This window comes from Microbulbifer sp. Q7 (assembly GCF_001639145.1).
In the GTDB taxonomy this organism is placed as follows: domain Bacteria; phylum Pseudomonadota; class Gammaproteobacteria; order Pseudomonadales; family Cellvibrionaceae; genus Microbulbifer.
This window is the reverse complement of record NZ_LROY01000001.1, coordinates 1,166,202-1,184,245: the sequence shown is the minus strand read 5'-3', so window position 1 is coordinate 1,184,245 and position 18,044 is coordinate 1,166,202. Positions and strand designations below refer to the sequence as shown.

The 18,044-nt window shown below is 58.3% G+C and carries 20 protein-coding genes; 8 read left to right on the top strand and 12 right to left on the bottom strand.

Annotation, left to right across the window (positions count from 1 at the left end; translation table 11 throughout):
* Positions 1–151: 151 nt before the first annotated feature.
* The 9 genes from AU182_RS04795 to AU182_RS04755 form a co-directional block, all read right to left on the bottom strand.
* A complete protein-coding gene (locus tag AU182_RS04795) occupies positions 152–358 on the bottom strand; it encodes a hypothetical protein (RefSeq protein ID WP_066961321.1) in 207 nt (68 codons plus the stop codon).
* A gap of 37 nt (positions 359–395) precedes the next feature.
* Entirely contained in the window at positions 396–1,037 is a 642-nt protein-coding gene (gene ureG / locus AU182_RS04790; RefSeq protein ID WP_066961319.1) for an urease accessory protein UreG, read from the bottom strand.
* A 23-nt stretch (positions 1,038–1,060) separates the two neighbouring features.
* Complete coding sequence (locus AU182_RS04785) at positions 1,061–1,735, bottom strand: urease accessory UreF family protein (RefSeq protein ID WP_153039136.1); 675 nt, start codon at positions 1,733–1,735, stop codon at positions 1,061–1,063.
* Positions 1,716–2,243, bottom strand: coding sequence for an urease accessory protein UreE (gene ureE, locus AU182_RS04780; protein ID WP_066962182.1), 528 nt, complete (start codon positions 2,241–2,243; stop codon positions 1,716–1,718). The genes AU182_RS04785 and ureE overlap by 20 nt, the downstream gene beginning before the upstream one ends.
* 29 nt (positions 2,244–2,272) lie before the next feature.
* Positions 2,273–3,988 (bottom strand): urease subunit alpha, encoded by a 1,716-nt coding sequence (ureC, locus tag AU182_RS04775; protein WP_066961314.1) that lies wholly within the window; start codon positions 3,986–3,988, stop codon positions 2,273–2,275.
* Positions 3,985–4,320: an urease subunit beta gene (locus AU182_RS04770; protein WP_066961311.1), complete on the bottom strand. Its 336-nt coding sequence runs from the start codon at positions 4,318–4,320 to the stop codon at positions 3,985–3,987. The genes ureC and AU182_RS04770 overlap by 4 nt, the downstream gene beginning before the upstream one ends.
* Positions 4,321–4,347: 27 nt before the next feature.
* On the bottom strand, positions 4,348–4,650 hold the full coding sequence (locus AU182_RS04765) for an urease subunit gamma (RefSeq protein ID WP_066961307.1): 303 nt from the start codon (positions 4,648–4,650) through the stop codon (positions 4,348–4,350).
* A 46-nt stretch (positions 4,651–4,696) separates the two neighbouring features.
* Positions 4,697–5,581 (bottom strand): urease accessory protein UreD, encoded by an 885-nt coding sequence (locus tag AU182_RS04760; protein ID WP_066961304.1) that lies wholly within the window; start codon positions 5,579–5,581, stop codon positions 4,697–4,699.
* 361 nt (positions 5,582–5,942) lie between these two features.
* On the bottom strand, positions 5,943–6,650 hold the full coding sequence (locus AU182_RS04755) for a gamma-glutamyl-gamma-aminobutyrate hydrolase family protein (RefSeq protein ID WP_066961301.1): 708 nt from the start codon (positions 6,648–6,650) through the stop codon (positions 5,943–5,945).
* A 178-nt stretch (positions 6,651–6,828) separates the two neighbouring features.
* Here AU182_RS04755 and AU182_RS04750 point away from each other — a divergent pair, with 178 nt between their 5' ends.
* Positions 6,829–7,584 carry an OmpW family protein gene (locus AU182_RS04750; RefSeq protein ID WP_066961298.1) on the top strand — a complete coding sequence of 252 codons (756 nt, stop codon included), beginning with the start codon at positions 6,829–6,831 and terminating at the stop codon, positions 7,582–7,584.
* On the opposite strand, the gene AU182_RS04745 is transcribed toward AU182_RS04750, so the two are convergent.
* Positions 7,572–7,814 carry a hypothetical protein gene (locus AU182_RS04745; protein WP_066961295.1) on the bottom strand — a complete coding sequence of 81 codons (243 nt, stop codon included), beginning with the start codon at positions 7,812–7,814 and terminating at the stop codon, positions 7,572–7,574. The genes AU182_RS04750 and AU182_RS04745 overlap by 13 nt on opposite strands.
* A 59-nt stretch (positions 7,815–7,873) precedes the next feature.
* Here AU182_RS04745 and AU182_RS04740 point away from each other — a divergent pair, with 59 nt between their 5' ends.
* Together AU182_RS04740 and AU182_RS04735 are read left to right on the top strand one after the other, a co-directional pair.
* Positions 7,874–9,475: an AbgT family transporter gene (locus AU182_RS04740; protein WP_066962179.1), complete on the top strand. Its 1,602-nt coding sequence runs from the start codon at positions 7,874–7,876 to the stop codon at positions 9,473–9,475.
* Positions 9,476–9,558: 83 nt separating this feature from the next.
* Complete coding sequence (locus AU182_RS04735) at positions 9,559–10,869, top strand: M20 family metallopeptidase (protein WP_066961292.1); 1,311 nt, start codon at positions 9,559–9,561, stop codon at positions 10,867–10,869.
* Positions 10,870–10,921: 52 nt separating this feature from the next.
* Here AU182_RS04735 and AU182_RS04730 read toward each other — a convergent pair whose 3' ends face one another.
* The gene (locus tag AU182_RS04730) at positions 10,922–12,343 is read right to left on the bottom strand and encodes a DEAD/DEAH box helicase (RefSeq protein ID WP_066961289.1); all 1,422 of its coding nucleotides are present in this window, start codon (positions 12,341–12,343) and stop codon (positions 10,922–10,924) included.
* A 556-nt stretch (positions 12,344–12,899) separates the two neighbouring features.
* On the opposite strand from AU182_RS04730, the gene AU182_RS04725 reads away from it, so the two are divergent.
* Positions 12,900–13,817 carry a bile acid:sodium symporter family protein gene (locus AU182_RS04725; protein WP_066961285.1) on the top strand — a complete coding sequence of 306 codons (918 nt, stop codon included), beginning with the start codon at positions 12,900–12,902 and terminating at the stop codon, positions 13,815–13,817.
* Positions 13,818–13,845: 28 nt separating this feature from the next.
* Here AU182_RS04725 and AU182_RS04720 read toward each other — a convergent pair whose 3' ends face one another.
* The gene (locus AU182_RS04720) at positions 13,846–14,538 is read right to left on the bottom strand and encodes a Crp/Fnr family transcriptional regulator (RefSeq protein ID WP_066961282.1); all 693 of its coding nucleotides are present in this window, start codon (positions 14,536–14,538) and stop codon (positions 13,846–13,848) included.
* A 106-nt stretch (positions 14,539–14,644) separates the two neighbouring features.
* Here AU182_RS04720 and AU182_RS04715 point away from each other — a divergent pair, with 106 nt between their 5' ends.
* The 4 genes from AU182_RS04715 (at position 14,645) to AU182_RS04700 (ending at position 17,831) form a co-directional block, all read left to right on the top strand.
* Positions 14,645–15,418 carry a class II aldolase/adducin family protein gene (locus tag AU182_RS04715; RefSeq protein WP_066961280.1) on the top strand — a complete coding sequence of 258 codons (774 nt, stop codon included), beginning with the start codon at positions 14,645–14,647 and terminating at the stop codon, positions 15,416–15,418.
* Between the two features lie 47 nt (positions 15,419–15,465).
* Positions 15,466–16,074, top strand: a complete 609-nt coding sequence (locus AU182_RS04710; protein ID WP_066961278.1) for an HD domain-containing protein — start codon at positions 15,466–15,468, stop codon at positions 16,072–16,074.
* A gap of 128 nt (positions 16,075–16,202) precedes the next feature.
* Positions 16,203–16,874: a cupin domain-containing protein gene (locus AU182_RS04705; RefSeq protein WP_066961275.1), complete on the top strand. Its 672-nt coding sequence runs from the start codon at positions 16,203–16,205 to the stop codon at positions 16,872–16,874.
* A 216-nt stretch (positions 16,875–17,090) separates the two neighbouring features.
* The gene (locus tag AU182_RS04700) at positions 17,091–17,831 is read left to right on the top strand and encodes a hypothetical protein (RefSeq protein ID WP_066961273.1); all 741 of its coding nucleotides are present in this window, start codon (positions 17,091–17,093) and stop codon (positions 17,829–17,831) included.
* Positions 17,832–18,044: the final 213 nt, after the last annotated feature.

The window sequence follows — 18,044 nt, the reverse complement described above, 5'->3', positions numbered from 1 at the left end:
TGGGGCTGACAGGGGCTGGCAGCGGCTAGCGGATGCTAGCGGCCTGGATAGCGGCAAAGCACCGGGTAACGCCTGTAAAAACCGTTACCCACCGCCCGTTCTTCGCGTCCCGGTGATTCGTCCGGAGCGCGTCGATTGCTGGTCTCGCGTATCACGGTTTTTCTGAGCGGCTTTTCACGGATTTTCTGATCAGGAAAACCGCCAACGCACTCACCGACAGCGCCATGGCAAGCCACAGCATATGGTGCATTTCGTGAATCACGCCAGCAGGCGCATGGCCTTCGTGAGCCTGGGAAAACAGGCTAAACGTGACGCAAACAAACGTGGTAAACACTAACAGGATTTTTTTCAGTTTCATGTTGCTCTCTACTTCTTGAATTTTATCAGGGGGTAACTTAAGCGATTGCGGGGATGGCCTTTTCTTCCAGCATGCCCTCGCGCACGATGAACTGGATAATCTCTTTCAAGCCCTTCTGCACTTTCAGGTTAGAAAAGACAAAGGGGCGCTCGCCGCGCATTTTTTTGGCATCCCGGTCCATGACTTCAAGCGAAGCGCCAACTAGAGGAGCCAGGTCGATCTTATTGATAATCAGCAGGTCGGAGCGGGTGATACCCGGGCCACCTTTACGCGGGATCTTGTCACCGGCGGATACGTCAATCACGTAGATGGTCAGGTCGGAAAGTTCCGGGCTAAAGGTGGCACTCAGGTTGTCCCCGCCGCTCTCCACAAAAACCACATCGAGCGCGCCGTGGCGGGCGATAAGCTCGTCGATAGCCGCCAGGTTCATCGACGCATCTTCACGAATGGCGGTGTGCGGGCAACCGCCCGTCTCCACACCGAGAATGCGATCCGCACTCAACGCCTCGTGCTGGGTGAGAAACTTTGCATCTTCCTGGGTGTAAATATCGTTGGTGACCACGGCGATGTCGTAGTGCTCGCGCATGGCGCCACACAGCTCACGCAACAGCGCCGTTTTGCCCGAGCCTACCGGGCCGCCGATGCCCACTCGCAGGGTCTGTTTGTTGGATGTGGTCATGGTATTGCTCTCCCAAATACGGATTAAGACCGGAACAGGCGACTGTACTGGTGCTCATGTTGCGCGCTGGCGATAGCGAGCGCGGGCAGGCCAGCACCGAGATCGGCATCTTGCAGCGCACGCGCGTGCAGGATGGCCGCAGGTACCTGTTGTTGTATTTCGCCAATCAATTGCTGGGCCTGCGTCTGCCCCAGCGGCACCAGTTTGGTCGCGGCGGCCACCTGATTCTCCAGCCATGCCCACACCAGGCCGAGTAGCGCGGCGTCCTCATTCAGCTGCCAGTGGTGGGCGGCGATGGCAAAGGCGGCCACGAAGCTGGTTTCTTTCTGGGTGAAGGGCTGCGCCACCTGCAGCTGCACCAGCAGCCGCACCAGGGCATTGCCGGTGGCGGTATCGGTCAGGCGCAGTTCGCGGGTTTCCCGGCAGGCAAGTGCGTAGTCATTCCAGTAGCGCAGCCGTTTCACGTCGTTGCCCTGCAGGGCCCGATGGCAGCGCAACAGAATGGGGCAGTCGACCTGTGCGAGGGATGCCTTCAACTGCACCGAGAGCCAGTCGCGGGTGTGATCCAGTGTTGTCACCCAACCGTCATCCACCGCATATTCCAGCCCCTGGGAGAAGGCATAGCCCCCAACCGGCAGGCTGGCGCTGGAGAGCTGCAGCAGGCGCAACAGCGCCGCGTCAGTGGTGGTGATGTTCATGATGACCGTGACTGTGTTGGTGGCCGCTGGAGTGGCCATGGGCATGCCCACCGCTGTAAGCACCGGACTCGGGGACAAATACCGCGTGTTCCCGCGTCAGGCTGAGCCCGAGCAGCTCAAGCATTTCTTCCAGTACGTGGTCGGGGGTAATCCGCAGCCATCGGCCACTATCTGCATTGCCAAGCTGCAGTTTTACGTGGCGGTTTCCCAGGTGATAGCAGGCGCGGCTAAACAGAAACCAGTCTTCACAGCGGGCGGTGGTTACCGGCTCTTCCGCCCCCACCACCTCCACCAGCTTGCCGCACTGGCTCTGTAGAATTTCACCTACCTGCAGCGGTTTTCCCCGCTCCAAGAAAATGCGCACTTCGCTGCCGTCGGTGGCCTGCGCGCGCAACCGGCCACGGTCACGCTGCAGGTGATCCAGCACCACAACATACTGTGCGGTTTTGCCGCTGTGGGTGCCAAGGCGTTGGTAAATATCCAGTGTCACGTTTGTGCTCCCGTTCATGCGCCGATCCACGCTGTTATCCAGAACCGTCAAAACAGTGTGTAGCGCTGGGCCAGTGGCAGTTCTGTGGCCGGCTCGCATGTCAACAACTCGCCATCGGCACGCACTTCATAGGTTTGCGGATCGACGCTGACGTCCGGCTGCCAGTCGTTCAGCAGCATGTCTTTCTTGCGGATATTGCGCGTATTTTTACACGCCACCAGATTGCGCTGCAGGCCCAGCTTTTGCCCCACGCTGTTTTCCAGCGCCGCCTGCGGCACAAAGGTCACCGAGGTTTTCGCCGCGGCCATTCCGTGGGCGCCGAACATGGGCCGGTAGTGCACGGGTTGTGGCGTGGGAATGGAAGCGTTGGGATCGCCCATGGGCGCGGCGGCAATCATCCCGCCTTTCAAAATCATCGAAGGTTTGATGCCGAAAAAGGCGGGCTTCCACAGTACCAGGTCCGCCAGTTTCCCAACCTCGATGGAGCCCACCTCGTGGGCAACGCCGTGGGTAATAGCGGGGTTGATGGTGTACTTGGCGATATAACGGCGCGCCCGGAAATTATCCGCGCCGGCGGTTTCACCGGAGCAGTCTTCTGCCAGGTTGCCGCGCTGCACTTTCATTTTGTGCGCGGTCTGCCAGGTGCGGGTAATCACTTCGCCCACACGGCCCATCGCCTGAGAATCCGATGCAATCATGCTGAAGGCGCCGAGGTCGTGAAAAATATCTTCGGCGGCAATGGTTTCCTTGCGAATGCGGGAATCGGCAAACGCAATATCTTCCGGAATGCTGGTGTCCAGGTGGTGGCACACCATCAGCATGTCGAGATGTTCGTCTACAGTGTTTACCGTGAACGGGCGCGTGGGATTGGTGGACGACGGCAGAACATTGTCCGACGCGCAGGCCTTGATAATGTCCGGCGCATGGCCGCCACCGGCCCCCTCCGTGTGATAGGTGTGAATCGCACGGCCCTTGAAGGCGCCGATGGTGTCATCCACAAAACCGGATTCGTTCAGGGTGTCAGTGTGAATCGCCACCTGCACATCGTATTTTTCCGCCACCGTCAGACAACAGTCGATCGCCGCCGGTGTAGTGCCCCAGTCTTCATGCAATTTCAGACCGCAGGCGCCGGCATCCAGCTGTTCTTCCAGGGCCTCTGGCAAACTCGCATTGCCCTTGCCGAGAAAGCCAAAGTTCATCGGCAGGCTGTCGGTAGCCTGCAGCATTTTGCCGATATTCCACGGGCCTGGGGTGCAGGTGGTGGCATTGGTGCCCGTCGCCGGACCAGTACCGCCGCCGATCATGGTGGTCACACCGGACATCAGCGCCTCTTCCACCTGTTGCGGACAGATAAAATGGATATGTGCATCGATGCCGCCCGCGGTCAGGATCGACCCTTCCCCGGCAATGATCTCGGTTCCCGGGCCGATAACGATCTCGACCCCGTCCTGCACATCCGGATTGCCCGCCTTGCCGATGCCCGCGATGCGCCCGTTTTTTACCGCAACGTCCGCCTTGACCACGCCCCAGTGGTCGAGAATCAGCGCGTTGGTGATAACCAGGTCAGGGGTCTCGGCGGACGGCCGCTGACTCTGCCCCATACCATCGCGAATGACCTTGCCACCGCCGAACTTCACCTCATCGCCGTAGCGCGTGAAGTCTTTCTCCACCTGTAACCAGAGTTCTGTATCCGCCAAGCGAACACGATCGCCGGTGGTGGGGCCGAACATCTGTGCGTAGCTTTCTCGATCCATGCTGCTCACGGTATTGGCTCTCCCACACTGTCCAGCGGCCCCATCACCGCACCGCGAAAGCCGTAGACTTCGCGGCGACCGGCATAGGCCACCAGTTCCACCTCACGGCCCTGTCCCGGCTCAAAGCGCACGGCAGTGCCCGAAGCAATATTGAGGTGAAACCCGCGCGCCTGCGCGCGCTCAAAACGCAGCGCCGGGTTGGTCTCAAAAAAATGGTAATGGGAGCCCACCTGAATCGGGCGATCACCGGTATTTTCTACCCGCAACCTGCGCGTCTCACGACCGGGATTGAGTTCGATGTCGCCCCGATCGGAAGCGACCTGGATTTCTCCGGGAATCATAGGTGCCCTTTTACTTTTTCGGTTGTATCAACTGATTGGGTTATGCACGGTGACCAGTTTGGTGCCGTCCGGGAAGGTCGCTTCAACCTGGACTTCGTGCACCAGCTCGGGCACGCCCTCCATGACCTGGTCCGCGTTCAAAATCTCGCGGCCATAGCCCATCAACTCGGCGACACTTTTGCCGTCCCGCGCACCTTCCATAATTTCCATGGTAATGAGCGCGACCGCCTCGGGATAATTCAGTTTCAAACCTCGCGCCAGCCGGCGCTCGGCAAGCAGGGCTGCGGTAAACACCAGTAGCTTGTCTTTTTCTCTCGGCAATAATTCCATGCAAAACCTGCAGTGCGTTTGCTCTAACTAAGTGGTTGGATCTTCATCAAGTGCGCCAGATTCTCGGAGCGCAGGGCGGGCGCCCCAGCCATTCCGGGCGCAACCGTTTCCATAATTCCGTGAACAGGCCGCGCACCTCGAATGCGCAACGTCCCAGTGCACGCACCACCAGCAGTTCGCCCACCAAAGTGATGCCCGCTACGCCGGTGTGGTTGTGTGCGGCGATCATGTCCCGGCATTCCTCCAGCCCGGATTCTTCCAGCGCTGCATCGAATGGGCCCATCACCAGAAGCCCGTTCACCGCCTGCCCCTGCAGGCCCGCACGCGCCTGTAAAATTTCCTCGCCGCACAGCCGCAGGGATTCCACCAGCAAGGGGGTACCTTCACGAAAAATTTCCAGCCGCTGTATCAGGGTGCCATCGGCAAACGGGGCATTGCAGGCGGGCAAGCCCAGTGAAGTAACCTCCCACCCCGCAAAACGCGCTCCCTGGGCAAGGTCAACACGCGTGTGCATGGCACCATTGGCGCCAGGGTAGGCAATATTCTCCAGTGGCAACCACTCGAGGCTCGCCCCCGCTTCAACCTGCAGCGCCGTGCTCTGGCACTGCAGCAAACCATCGTGGCGCGCGCGATAAACCCGGCCGGCGCCGGTGGTAGTGACCAGTGCCGCCGCGTCTTGTTGCACCTGTACCCGAATATCCAGCCGGTCCCCGGAAACCAGCCCTCCCGGCGGGTGCAACAGATACACATGGGCCAGGTCAGGACCCTCTGGATAAAAGGGCTTTTGCACATACAACGGCCCCGAATGCCGGTTGCGCGCCAGGCGACAGCCGCGAGGGCCACGCGCAAACTGCAGCTCCAGGTCCGCATGCCAGCGCTGCGCGCCGACGTTGTCGGTCATTCTCGGATCTGGTACGGCGAGTTGGTTCATACACACTCTGACGGCTGCTACCCGCCGCTTGGCCTGATGGCAACGACAGGTTGGATTCAAGGCCAATGGAAACAAGATTCCAGAGCGAGGGGTATGCGTCATTTGACGTAAGGCTCTACCGTAGCCGGGAGACGGAATAGCAACGGCAATGATGCCGGTGCCGCTGTGCGACCGGTTGCGGCTGCGTGGAAAGAAAAAAGAAAAAAGGAAAAAGTAAGAAAGAGAGAAAAGGAGAAAGGGAGAAAGAGAGAAAGAGGCAAAGAAGGAAAGAGACACCGGAGGGTATCCCGTGGCATCCGCAGGCGGGTGTATTGACCTGCCCCGGTGGCGCGCCCGCCTCCGGGGTCAGGTGTACCCCCGGTTAAGAGGCGTTCTTCAAAAAAGCCAGCATCCAGCGCGCCACCGAGCTGGTGTGAATATCGTTGGTCAGGGACTCCTTGCCCTTCTCGACCATATCTTCCCCGAAGACCTCTTTGCGTAACTCCATCAGCCCCTGGGAGTAGGGTTTGGTAAATTCAGGGTGGGCCTGCATGGTCAGCATGTGCTCACCCACCTGCAGCAACGCGTAAGGACAGAAATCACTGGAGGCGATCACCCGGGTGCCCGGCGCCGGCTTAATCACCTGGTCCTGATGGCTCACCAGCAGACTGAAAGAATCCTGCGGCTCCACCATCCACGACGGTGTTTCCTGCACCTCGTAACTATGCACCCCCACGCCCCAGCCTTTTTCCGATTTGCGGGTCTCGCCACCCAGCGCGTGGGCGATCAGCTGATGCCCGAAGCAGATCCCCAGGGTCGGCTTCCGGTGCGCGTGTAGCTCCCGCACAAACGCCATCAGCGGCGCTATCCAGGGCTGGTCATCGTACACGCCGGTTTTACTGCCGGTAATCAGGTAGGCATCGACCTCATCGATATCCTCCGGGTAGTGCCCGTGCTGCACCTCATAGGTCACAAATTCCAGAGACGGATCTTCGCGCTTGAGTAGGTCCGCAAACATCCCCGGGTATTCACCGAACTCCCCCACCAATTGTGGGCGCACATCGTCGGTCTTCAGAACACCAATCTTCATAGCCGCTCCGCTGTCATCCATTGCATCCAATTTTGTGATCACATTATTGCGCCAAGGCGATCGCCGAACAACTGGCAGCAGGCTGACACCGAAACAAACGCAAAAATATTGCGCGATCAAACCCGCAGCTAGACTAAAAGTGTTGTATCCAAACCCTTCGAAGTTCAAGGAGTGAATTATGCAAGCAGCCAGGAAGGCCGCCACCTTTACCGCCGTTGCACTCGCCGCCACCCTCGGCGCCAGCCAGTGTCTTGCCGATTACGAGCAGGGCGATGTCATCGTCCGTATCGGTTGGGGCCTGGTAGACCCCGATGACGATTCCGACTTGCTGCGTATCGACAACACCGTCGACCTGCTGGATACCCGGGTGTACGTGGACGATGGTGACAGCGCCACCTTCACCGGCACCTGGCTGTTTGCCGATCATTTTGGCCTCGGCCTGCTGGTCGCACTGCCGTTCGAGCACGATCTGTCCGTCGGTGGGCTGCCTGACCCGAATAATCCCGGCGACCTGCTGGGCAAGGTGGACCTGGGCAGTATCGAGCACCTGCCACCCACGCTCACCGTGCAGTGGTTCCCGGTGTGCAAAGAGTCCTGGGTACAGCCTTATGTGGGTATCGGCGTCAACTTCACCACCTTTATGGATGAAGACATCAGCAACGTCGCCCAGGACTACTTTGAGGATGTGCTCAATGCCTCCAGCAATGCCAGCCTGAAGCTGGATGACTCCTGGGGTCTCGCCGGCGAGGTGGGTATCGACATCATGTTTGGCCGCGACAGCAACTGGCTGTTCAACGCCGCTGTGTGGTACCTGGATATCGACACCAAGGCGAAGATCGACTTCCGCACCACCCAGGGCGCCAACACGCGCATTACCACGGATGTGGATATCGATCCGTTCGTGTATTCGATCGGCCTCGGCTACAAGTTCTGATTTCCGGCGTCTGCGGGCACCCCGATGCCCGCAGGCACGCCCCAGCCCTGCGCCTCCCACCCACCGGACGCCTCCCCAAGCCCGCTGACAAAGATTGCTTTCTGTGCCAGCTCACTGGCAGCATGCCCCCTGTTGCACCGATAATTGGGCGGAAGATTGCCCGAAATCGCGGCAGCCAGAACATAAAAACCGGAATCGCCGCCCCAAAAGGCATCGCTGTCATTTTTCATGTATGATTGCGCGCCAATTGATCATTTTTTGGCCGGCAGGCAACCTCACAGGAGAAATAATGACGACATCCACCTCCCCCAGTGACATCCAGCCCGCCGGCAACGGTAAGAAAACCGCCTTTACCCGCTTCCTCGATACCGTGGAATGGCTGGGTAACCTGCTCCCCCACCCGATTACCCTGTTTGCCATGTTCGCCGTGGGCGTGGTGATTCTGAGTGGTATCGCGGCCTTTTTCGGCCTGTCGGTGGATGACCCGCGCCCGGTGGGTGCCGCTGGTCGCGCCGCGGACGGCGTCATCCACGTGGTCAACCTATTGTCCGGGGAGGGGCTCAGAACCATTGTCACCACGCTGGTGACCAACTTCACCGGCTTCGCGCCGCTGGGCACGGTGCTGGTCGCCCTGCTGGGTGTCGGCATTGCCGAGCACTCCGGCCTGCTATCCGCCGCCGTGCGCGGCATGGTGCTGAAGGCCTCCAAGCGCACCGTCACGGTGATCGTGGTGTTTGCCGGCATCATCTCCAATACCGCCTCCGAACTCGGTTACGTGGTGCTGATCCCGCTGGCGGCGATGATCTTCCACTCCCTGGGCCGGCACCCCCTGGCCGGCCTCGCCGCCGCCTTCGCCGGTGTCTCTGGCGGCTACAGCGCAAACTTGCTGCTGGGCACCGTAGACCCGCTGCTGTCCGGCATCACCGAATCCGCCGCGCATATGATCGACCCCAACTATGTGGTGGGCCCGGAGGTGAACTGGTACTTCATGATCATCAGCACCTTCCTGATCACCGGCCTGGGCAGCTGGGTAACCCTCGCCATCGTCGAACCCAAACTGGGCAAATACGACAACAGCGAGGCCTCCGTCGACCTGTCCCAGGACAAGATGACCCAGCTGACCACCGAGGAAAAACGCGGCTTGAAGTTTGCCGGCCTGGCGGTACTGGGTGTGTGCGGTTTGCTGGCGCTCACCATCGTTCCCGAGTGGGGCGTACTGCGCAATCAGGAAACCGGTCTGGTATCTGGCTCCCCCTTCCTGAAAGGCATCGTGGCACTGATTGTGGTGTTCTTTGCGATCCCCGGCTTCGTCTACGGCAAGACCGTGGGCACCATGAAGAATGACCGCGATGTGATCGATGCCATGTCCAAGAGCATGGGCACCATGGGCATGTACATCGTGCTGGTGTTCTTTGCTGCCCAGTTTGTGGCCTTCTTCAAGATGACCAACCTGGGCACCATCTTTGCGGTACTGGGCGCCGAGGCCCTGCAGAGCATCGGTCTCACCGGCCCTGTGCTGTTTGTGTTCTTCATCATGATGTGTGGCATCGTGAACCTGAGCCTCGGCAGTGCCTCCGCGCAATGGGCGGTCACCGCGCCAATCTTTGTACCCATGCTGATGCTGTTGGGCTATGCGCCCGAGGTCATCCAGGCCGCCTACCGGATCGGCGATTCGGTCACCAATATCATCACCCCGATGATGAGCTACTTCGGCCTGATTGTGTCTTTCGCCACCCGTTACAAGAAAGATCTGGGCATGGGCACCCTGATTGCCACCATGATTCCCTATTCGATCTTCTTCTTTATCGGCTGGACCGCGCTGTTCTTCCTGTGGGTATTTGTCGCCGGCATGCCGGTTGGACCGGGCGCGGCGACCTACTTCACCATGTAACACCGGGCCATAAGGATTGATTCCGTTTGCAGTGCATGGTTTGCTTCACGGCTGGCCATGTACTGCAACACAGGATTCCACCGGTGAAAAAAACACTAATAGCCCTTTCTCTCTCCTCCCTGGCTTTTGCCACCTCCATTTCCACTGCACATGCGCAATCCGGCGATGCCGACCAACGGCTGGTACAGGCGGAGCCTAAAGTAATCGAGTGGCGTCGCCACTTGCACCAGAACCCGGAACTGGGCAATCGCGAATTCGAAACTGCCAAGTACATTACCGCCCACCTGAAATCACTGGGTATGGAAGTGGAAACCGGCGTTGCCCACACTGGTGTGGTCGCCCTGCTCAAGGGCGGCAAGCCCGGCCCCACCGTTGCGCTGCGCGCAGACATGGATGCACTGCCGGTGACCGAACAGGTGGATATTCCCTTCGCATCGAAAGCAAAGACCGAATACAACGGCGAGCAAGTGGGTGTGATGCACGCCTGCGGCCACGACACCCATGTTGCCATGCTGATGGGCGCGGCGCAGGTGCTGTCCGACATGCGCGATGAGCTGGCCGGCAACGTTCTGTTTATCTTCCAGCCCGCCGAAGAGGGCGCACCGGACGGTGAGGAAGGTGGCGCAGAGCTGATGCTGAAAGAGGGTCTGTTCAAGAAATACAAACCGGATGTGGCCTTTGGCCAGCACGTGACCTCCAGCCTGCCGGTGGGCGTGATCGGCTACCGCTCCGGGCCGCTGATGGCGAGCTCCGACGAATTCCGCATCAACGTGAAGGGCCGCCAGACCCACGGCTCACGCCCCTGGGGCGGGGTTGACCCGATCACCGCCGCGGCACAGATCGTTATGGGTACCCAGACCCTGGTAAGCCGCCAGATCGACATCACCAAGGAGCCGGCGGTGGTCTCCTACGGCGTGATCGACGGTGGAGTGCGTAACAACATCATCCCCGACAGCGTTTACCTGAACGGCACCATCCGCAACTTTGACATGGATAACCGCCAGGAGATTTTCAAACGCCTGAAAGTGACCGCGGAGAAAATCGCCGAAAGCAGCGGCGCAACCGCAGAGGTGGAAATCCTCGAAGGTTATCCGGTGACCGTGAACAACCCGGAGCTGACCGCAGCCGCGATCTCCACACTCAAAGCCGCCGCGGGCGACAAGAATGTCATGGTGATCCCGAAAATTACCGGTGCCGAAGATTTTTCCTTCTTCGCCAACGAAATCCCCGGCTTCTATTACTTCCTCGGGGTAACGCCTAAGGGTACCAACCCCGCCACCGCCCCCAGCAACCATTCGCCGCGTTTCTATGTGGATGAGAGTGCACTGGCGGTTGGTACCAGAACGCTCACGCAGCTGACTCTGGATTATTTCGCAAGCCAGAAAAAGCAGTAACCGGCAGGCACAAAAAAGGCGATCAATGATCGCCTTTTTTGGATTGCGGCATTTACGCCGTCTGCGTGCGCCGCTGCGGGCGACGTCGACGCTGCCCGGGCTTCGCGGCACCGTTACCATCCGCCGAGTTACCGGTGTTGCCAGAGCGATTGCCGCCACGGCCCTCTGAGCGACCCTCTGAGCGGCCATCTGCCGCACGGCCACCAGAGCTGCGGTTATCCGAGTTGCGGCCACCGCCGCCGCGCTTGCCGCCTGCCGGCTTGTTGCCGGAAGGCTTGCTCGCGCCGCCACGACGCACCTGACTGCCCTTGCCGGGCTTGCCACCGGATGCCGGCAGCTGGTGATCGGGCTCGAAGCCCTCAATCTCTTCGCGCTCGATCGGCTTCTTGATCAGCCTTTCGATATCCCACAACTGCTTGGCTTCATCGGCCGAAACCAGGGAAACCGCCTGGCCGCTGGCACCGGCGCGGCCGGTACGGCCGATGCGATGCACATAATCTTCCGGCACATTCGGCAGATCAAAGTTCACTACCTGTGGCAGCTGGTCGATATCGATTCCGCGCGCGGCGATATCCGTCGCCACCAGAATCTGTACCTTGCCCGCCTTGAAGTCCGCCAGTGCCTTGGTACGCGCATTCTGGCTTTTGTTGCCATGAATCGCCGCTGCGGGAATCCGGTTCTGCTCCAGCTGTTTGGCCAGACGGTTGGCGCCGTGCTTGGTGCGGCTGAATACCAACGCCTGGTGCCAGCCGTTTTCCTTGATCAGGTGGCACAGCAAATTCGCCTTGCGCGACTTGTCCACCGGGTGCAGCTTTTGCTGCACCGTCTTGGTGGTGGTGTTGCGCGGGCTTACGTCGATCTCGACCGGATCATTCACCAGGCCCTTGGCCAGGGTGCGGATTTCCGGAGAGAAGGTCGCGGAGAACAGCAGGTTCTGGCGCTTGGGCGGCAGTGCGCGCAGGATTTTCTTGATGTCGTGGATAAAGCCCATGTCCAGCATACGGTCGGCTTCGTCCAGCACCAGGGTTTCCAGCTGGTCAAACTTGATTGCACGCTGGTTGTAGAGGTCCAGCAGACGGCCGGGGGTAGCGACAAGAATGTCCGCACCACCGCGCAGGCGCATCATCTGCGGGTTGATCTTCACCCCGCCAAATACCACCGAGTGGCGCATGGGCAGGTACTGGCTGTAGCTCTGCACGTTGTCGAACACCTGCGCCGCCAGTTCGCGGGTCGGTGTCAGCACCAGTGCGCGCACCTGGTTATTACGCGCGCGTTCGCCGGCACTCAGCTTGTGCAGCAGCGGCAGGGTGAAACCGGCGGTTTTACCGGTGCCCGTCTGGGCGGCGGCCATCACGTCGCCGCCGCGCATGACCACCGGAATGGCCTGTTCCTGAATCGGAGTCGGTTTGGAATAGCCCTGTTCCGCAACAGCGCGCGCGATTTCCGGCGCGAGGCCGAGATCTTCAAAAAGCATAGAATTTCTTACTTGAGAGCGGCCGGCTGAACAATCGCACCGACCCGCGTTACGCCCGAGCCTGTTGCTCCGGGCAAAAATTGGAATGCTCATTCCGCCGCGCCCCTCTCAGGTTCAGAGTCAGGGCCGATGTTCCACGAAATGAGATTGGTTGCCGCCAAAGGCGTTAGCCGAAAATTCTTCTTCGGCAGGGTGCGGCATTCAGTAGAGAGGAATCGGACACACTGATTAGCACAGTGTTCCAGAAATGAGCCGAAAATCACTCCGGCCTACAGATGACGCAACTGGCATTAATGCCAGCCGCGGCACTATAACACAGCGCAACGGACTGCCCAGTTTTATTTCCACGGTCTCGCCCAAAATACCAACACCGAAGCTGTTTCGCGCCTTACCCGGGCCACCAGCCCCCCGCATCCGGGGCTTGGTGGAATCCGCACGAAATGTAAAACCGTTGACATTCTCGCCTCCGAGGGGTTCTCTAGAATGCCAATTGCTATGCACATAGCGTTTTTAGGCTATATAAAAAACATCTAATAATAATTTCCGGAGTTTTCCCATGGAATCGAGCCCTCTGATTTCGTACGGCCTGCCGATTGCCCTGTTTATCATCATGATCGGCATTGGTATGACGCTTACTGCACGTGACTTTCACCAGGTAACCGTCCGGCCTGGCGGGTTGGTCCTTGGGACCATCGCACAGATCCTGCTGATGCCCGCTGCGGCGTTTGCCCTGGCCTGGGCACTCTCGCTACCCCCAGCCATGGCGGTGGGACTGGTGATCATCGCCGCCTGCCCGGGCGGTACCACATCCAACCTGTTTACGCTGCTCGCGCGCGGTAATGTGGCGCTATCCATCGTTCTCACCATCTCCGCCAGCATGATCACCATCATGACTCTGCCGGTCTTCGCCAACTATGCCCTGGAGCTCTACTACGGCGCCCAGCAGCCCATCACCCTGCCCTTTCTGAAAACGGTGCTGATGCTTTCATTCATCGTATTGCTGCCAGTAACCATCGGTATGCTGATCAAGACACTGCGGCCATCCCTCGCCGCCCGCGCCGAGAGCGGGGTGAGCATTTTTGGCGGTCTGGTTCTGGCATTGCTGGTTATCGGCATTGTCTACGGTATTCGCGATCGTTTTCTCGACCTGATGGTACAGGCCGGTCCCGCCACCCTTGCCCTGAATATTCTGGGGATCGGCCTCGGGCTGCTGAGTGCGAAACTGGTGGGACTGGGTAAGCGTGAGGGACTCGCCATCGCGACGGAGCTGGGCATCAAGAACGGCACGCTGGGGCTGATGGTAACCCTGACACTGCTGCACTCCAACGACATGTCGGTACCCTCTGCGATCTACGGTGTGATTATGTTTCCAATCGGCTTTCTACTGGTCTCTTTTGGGCGCCACATTGTGAAGAAGGACGCGGCAGCGGAACCTCTGGCGGATAACGAAAAACCCGCAGCAGAGCTGAGCTGAGAACGGAGCAGCTGATCGACGGGCCGGATCAATCCAGCCCGTCCACATACGCCTGCAGGCGTGCCGTGTCAAAAATGGTGACGCGACCGTAATGAAATTCAATCAGTTCTGCCGACTCGATATTTTTAAGTACACGATGGACGCCCTGACGCGTCATCCCCATCATGTTGGCCAAAAGCTCCCGGGTGAGTGAAAAGCTCACTGCGACGCCCTGGTCGTCGCTGCGGTTGTGCATTTGTGCGAGAAATAATAGTCGACGGCCGATACGCGCCTCAGTACCGCGCAGCACATCGTCCTGAATCACCGACATGGTCGACCAAAGCCGGCGGCTCACCTGATCCAGCGCCACGGCATAGCCCTCCGGGAAGCGCTGCAGCAATGTGCGTAAGCCGTCACCCGGTATCTCCACTAGCTGACAGTCATCGTGTGCGGTCGCACCAAATACCCGCGGCATGCCCGGCGAGAATATCGTATCTCCAAACCAGGCCCCCACATCCAAAATCGCCAGAATCGCTTCCCGGCCACTGGCATTGCTGGAGCAGATACGCACCCGCCCTGAAGCAATGATACACAGGGAACTTTGCTGCGATGCCGGAAGGTAGATGACTTCTCCCGCCGCGTACTGGCGGGAGCGGCACACACCGGTCAATTCCCGCTTTGCCACATCACCGAGGCCACCGAGCAACGGACAGCTTTCGAGAATGGAAAAAGTGTCACTCATACGGTGATCTCACCAGAAGTGTAAAAAAGTTGACAGTCATCAGCGGCCGATGGCTTTTAAACTAAAGCCCAGAGCATAACAACAAACCGATGAAGGAGAGTCGCTCATGGCCCAAAATCTGGATGCCTTGCCATCGCTCGAAGGGAAGGTAAGTGCCGAAGAATGGCAGTTACGCGTTGACCTTGCCGCGGCCTACCGGCTGATCGCTCACTACGGCTGGGACGAAATCGTATTCACGCACCTGTCGGTCCGGATTCCCGGCCCCGACCACCATTTCCTGATCAACCCTTTTGGCTGCCTGTTCGATGAGATTACCGCGTCCAGTCTGGTCAAGATCGACCTGAACGGCGACAAGGTGGATGACAGTCCATTCCCCGTCAATCCTGCGGGTTTCACCATCCACAGCTGCATTCACCAGGCGCGCGAGGATGCGCAGTGTGTAATGCATACTCATACGGTGGAGGGGGTTGCCGTCGCCGCCCACAGCGAGGGGCTTTTGCCTCTATCCCAGCAATCGCTGTTTCCACTCTCCAGCCTGGCGTATCACGATTATGAAGGAATCGCTGTCCGCGAAGACGAAAAGGCACGGCTGGTCAGAGATCTCGGTGAAGCCAACTTTATGATCCTGCGCAATCACGGCCTGCTTACCTGTGCCTCCTCCATTGCCGACACATTCCTTTTTATGTTCATCCTGCAAAAGGCCTGCGAAATCCAGGTAGCGGCCCTTGCTGGCAATCGCCCCTTAACACCGGTGCCCCAGCCAATCATTGACAAAATTGTCAGCGAAGGAAACAAGGTCACCAGCAACCAGGGTGGCAAGGTCGCCTGGCCCGCACTGCTGCGTAAACTGGATCGCATTGATCCCAGCTATCGCAGATAACAGCGCTCACACTTCCACTCGCCTGCAGAATAGAGAGGTTAACCAACATGGAAAACAACGTGCGCACGCGCGCTGCATTCACCCATATGAAAGACGGCAGCGCGGAAGACTGGAAGTGTATCGCCGATGCGTTCCTTTCCTACGCTCGGGCACTGCCGGACCGTATTATTAGACACCTCAAGTTACTCGAAGGTGACTTCGGCGGCTTCCCCGTGGACCGCCTGACGCACTGCCTGCAAACAGCCACCCTCGCCTATCGTGATGGCAAAGACGAGGAATATATTGTCTGTGCCTTACTGCATGACATCGGCGACACGCTCGGCAGTTACAACCACGCGGATGTCGCCGCGGCAATACTGGAGCCATTCGTGAGTGACGCTAACCACTGGATGATCAAGCATCACGCAATCTTCCAGGGATACTACTTCTTTCACTACCTGGGAATGGATCGCAACCTGCGAGACAACTTCCGCGAGCATGAGTATTACGCGCGCACCATGCAGTTCATATCCCGATACGATGCACCGGCCTTCGATGCCAATGGTGAAATCCTGCCCCTGTCATTCTTCGAACCCATGCTCAGACGTGTTTTCGCACAGCCAAAGAAGTCGCTCTACAAGCAATCGCTGGAAAATCGCGACGACGAGGTCGCATGAAGGCAATCGTCCACGCTGTAGACCATCTGATCCCAGCTAGGGCTCAATATCGTGACCGCGGTTACAATCTGGCAATTACTCAGGATCCGTTTTATAAAGACCCACCTTGAACAACCACAGGGTTAACCATGGCCACGAAAATCAATGCAGATTTCAATGAACGGGTTGTGATTCGGCCAGACCAGTACCAATGGGTAGATTCTCCCATGCCCGGCGTTGAGCGCATGATGCTCGACAGAATTGGCGACGAGGTAGCAAGAGCGACCTCCATTGTGCGCTATCAGCCCTTCAGTGAATTTTCACCCCATGAGCATTCCGGCGGAGAAGAATTTTTTGTTCTGGATGGCGTATTTTCGGACGAGCACCAGGACTACGGAAAGGGCAGCTATGTGCGCAACCCCATCGGCACGGCTCACACCCCTAGAATCGGCAAAGAAGGCGCGACCATTTTCGTCAAACTGCACCAGTTCGACCAAGCCGACACGCAACAGAAGGTGATTGATACCAATACACAACCCTGGCTGCCGGGCCTGGTGGATGGCCTACAAGTCATGCCTTTGCACGAATTCCAGGGAGAACATGTCGCGCTCGTGAAGTGGGCACCTAATACGCGCTTCAATCCGCATCAACACTGGGGTGGCGAGGAGATCTTCGTATTGGAAGGTACCTTCCACGACGAGCACGGAAGCTACCCCAAGGGATCCTGGCTACGCAGCCCGCACCTCAGTCAGCACACCCCATTTACCAAAGAAGACGGCGCATTAATTTATGTCAAGACGGGCCATTTGACGAGCCGGTAGAAAACAGCACTCCAAATAAACCTGTCTATACTTTGAGCGGCCAATGCTTCCCAAGTAATCTTCAGTCGGAAGCCATGAGTGCCACAGCCAATACTCGCGCCAAGGATCTGGTGCGAATCCGCGTGCTCCGGGTCGTTTAATGCCGCATTCAGAATCCCCAAACGCCTGTAGCACGGATATTCATGTTTGCCGTGAAAAGGATTTACAGGCACGCCTATGCAAGAGCAATCCCACAACTCAAACGCTCGCGGTCTTCTGCTGACACAGGCACTATTTCAGCTGAAAACGCTGAAAATTCCGCTATTGGCCGTCGGCTGCTCCACGCTCGGAGTGCTATTGCTGCTATACGCCATTGCACAAACCAACGGCATCGCCATTGGTACCTTGACGCGCGACCCCACCGCGGTTCTGAAAGGGGAATTTTACGTAGGGGTTCTGTCGAACACGGGAATTCTTCTCTGGAGCGCAGCCGCCGCTATTTGCGTATTTTCCGGCAGCCTGCTGACACGCAACCCCCAAGCACTTCCCTGGGGTCAATTCCTGCGCGCTTCTGGCGCCTTTACCCTGCTGCTACTATTGGACGACCTGTTTCTGTTCCATGAGGAAATCGCGCCGCATTTTCTCAACATTCGCGAGCGCTATATACTACTGAGCTACGCAACCTTGATGGCGATCTACCTGGTGCGATTCTGGAAGATTATCCTTCGATCCGAATTTATACTCTTCGGCATAGCCGGCGGTTTCTTCGCCATGTCTGTGTTTATCGACAAAAATTCCTTCTCCTGGCTGCCCGACCCATTCCTACTGGAGGACGGCGCCAAGTTCGCCGGCATCGTATTCTGGCTGTTCTATTTCACACGCACATCGTTCAGAGCGCTCAATACCGTTGCAGCGCAGGCAATAGACACAGAAAAAGATCGACCTACCGAAGCTAAAACACTTGAAGCCATACCGTAGGTGCCCAACTACTAGTGGTAGATTTTTCCAGTAGCGCGAGATCGCCAACTAAAGGGATAAACGTTCAGCGGAATAATTACGTGATCAAGTAGGGTTGGCACTTAGCACCAAAGCCAACCCTTAGCTCTCGGACCGAATTTCAACTTGCCTTGTAACCCGAAAAAATTTATTTCCCGACAAAAATATGCCGTTCTGGCCGATACTTCCACGCCT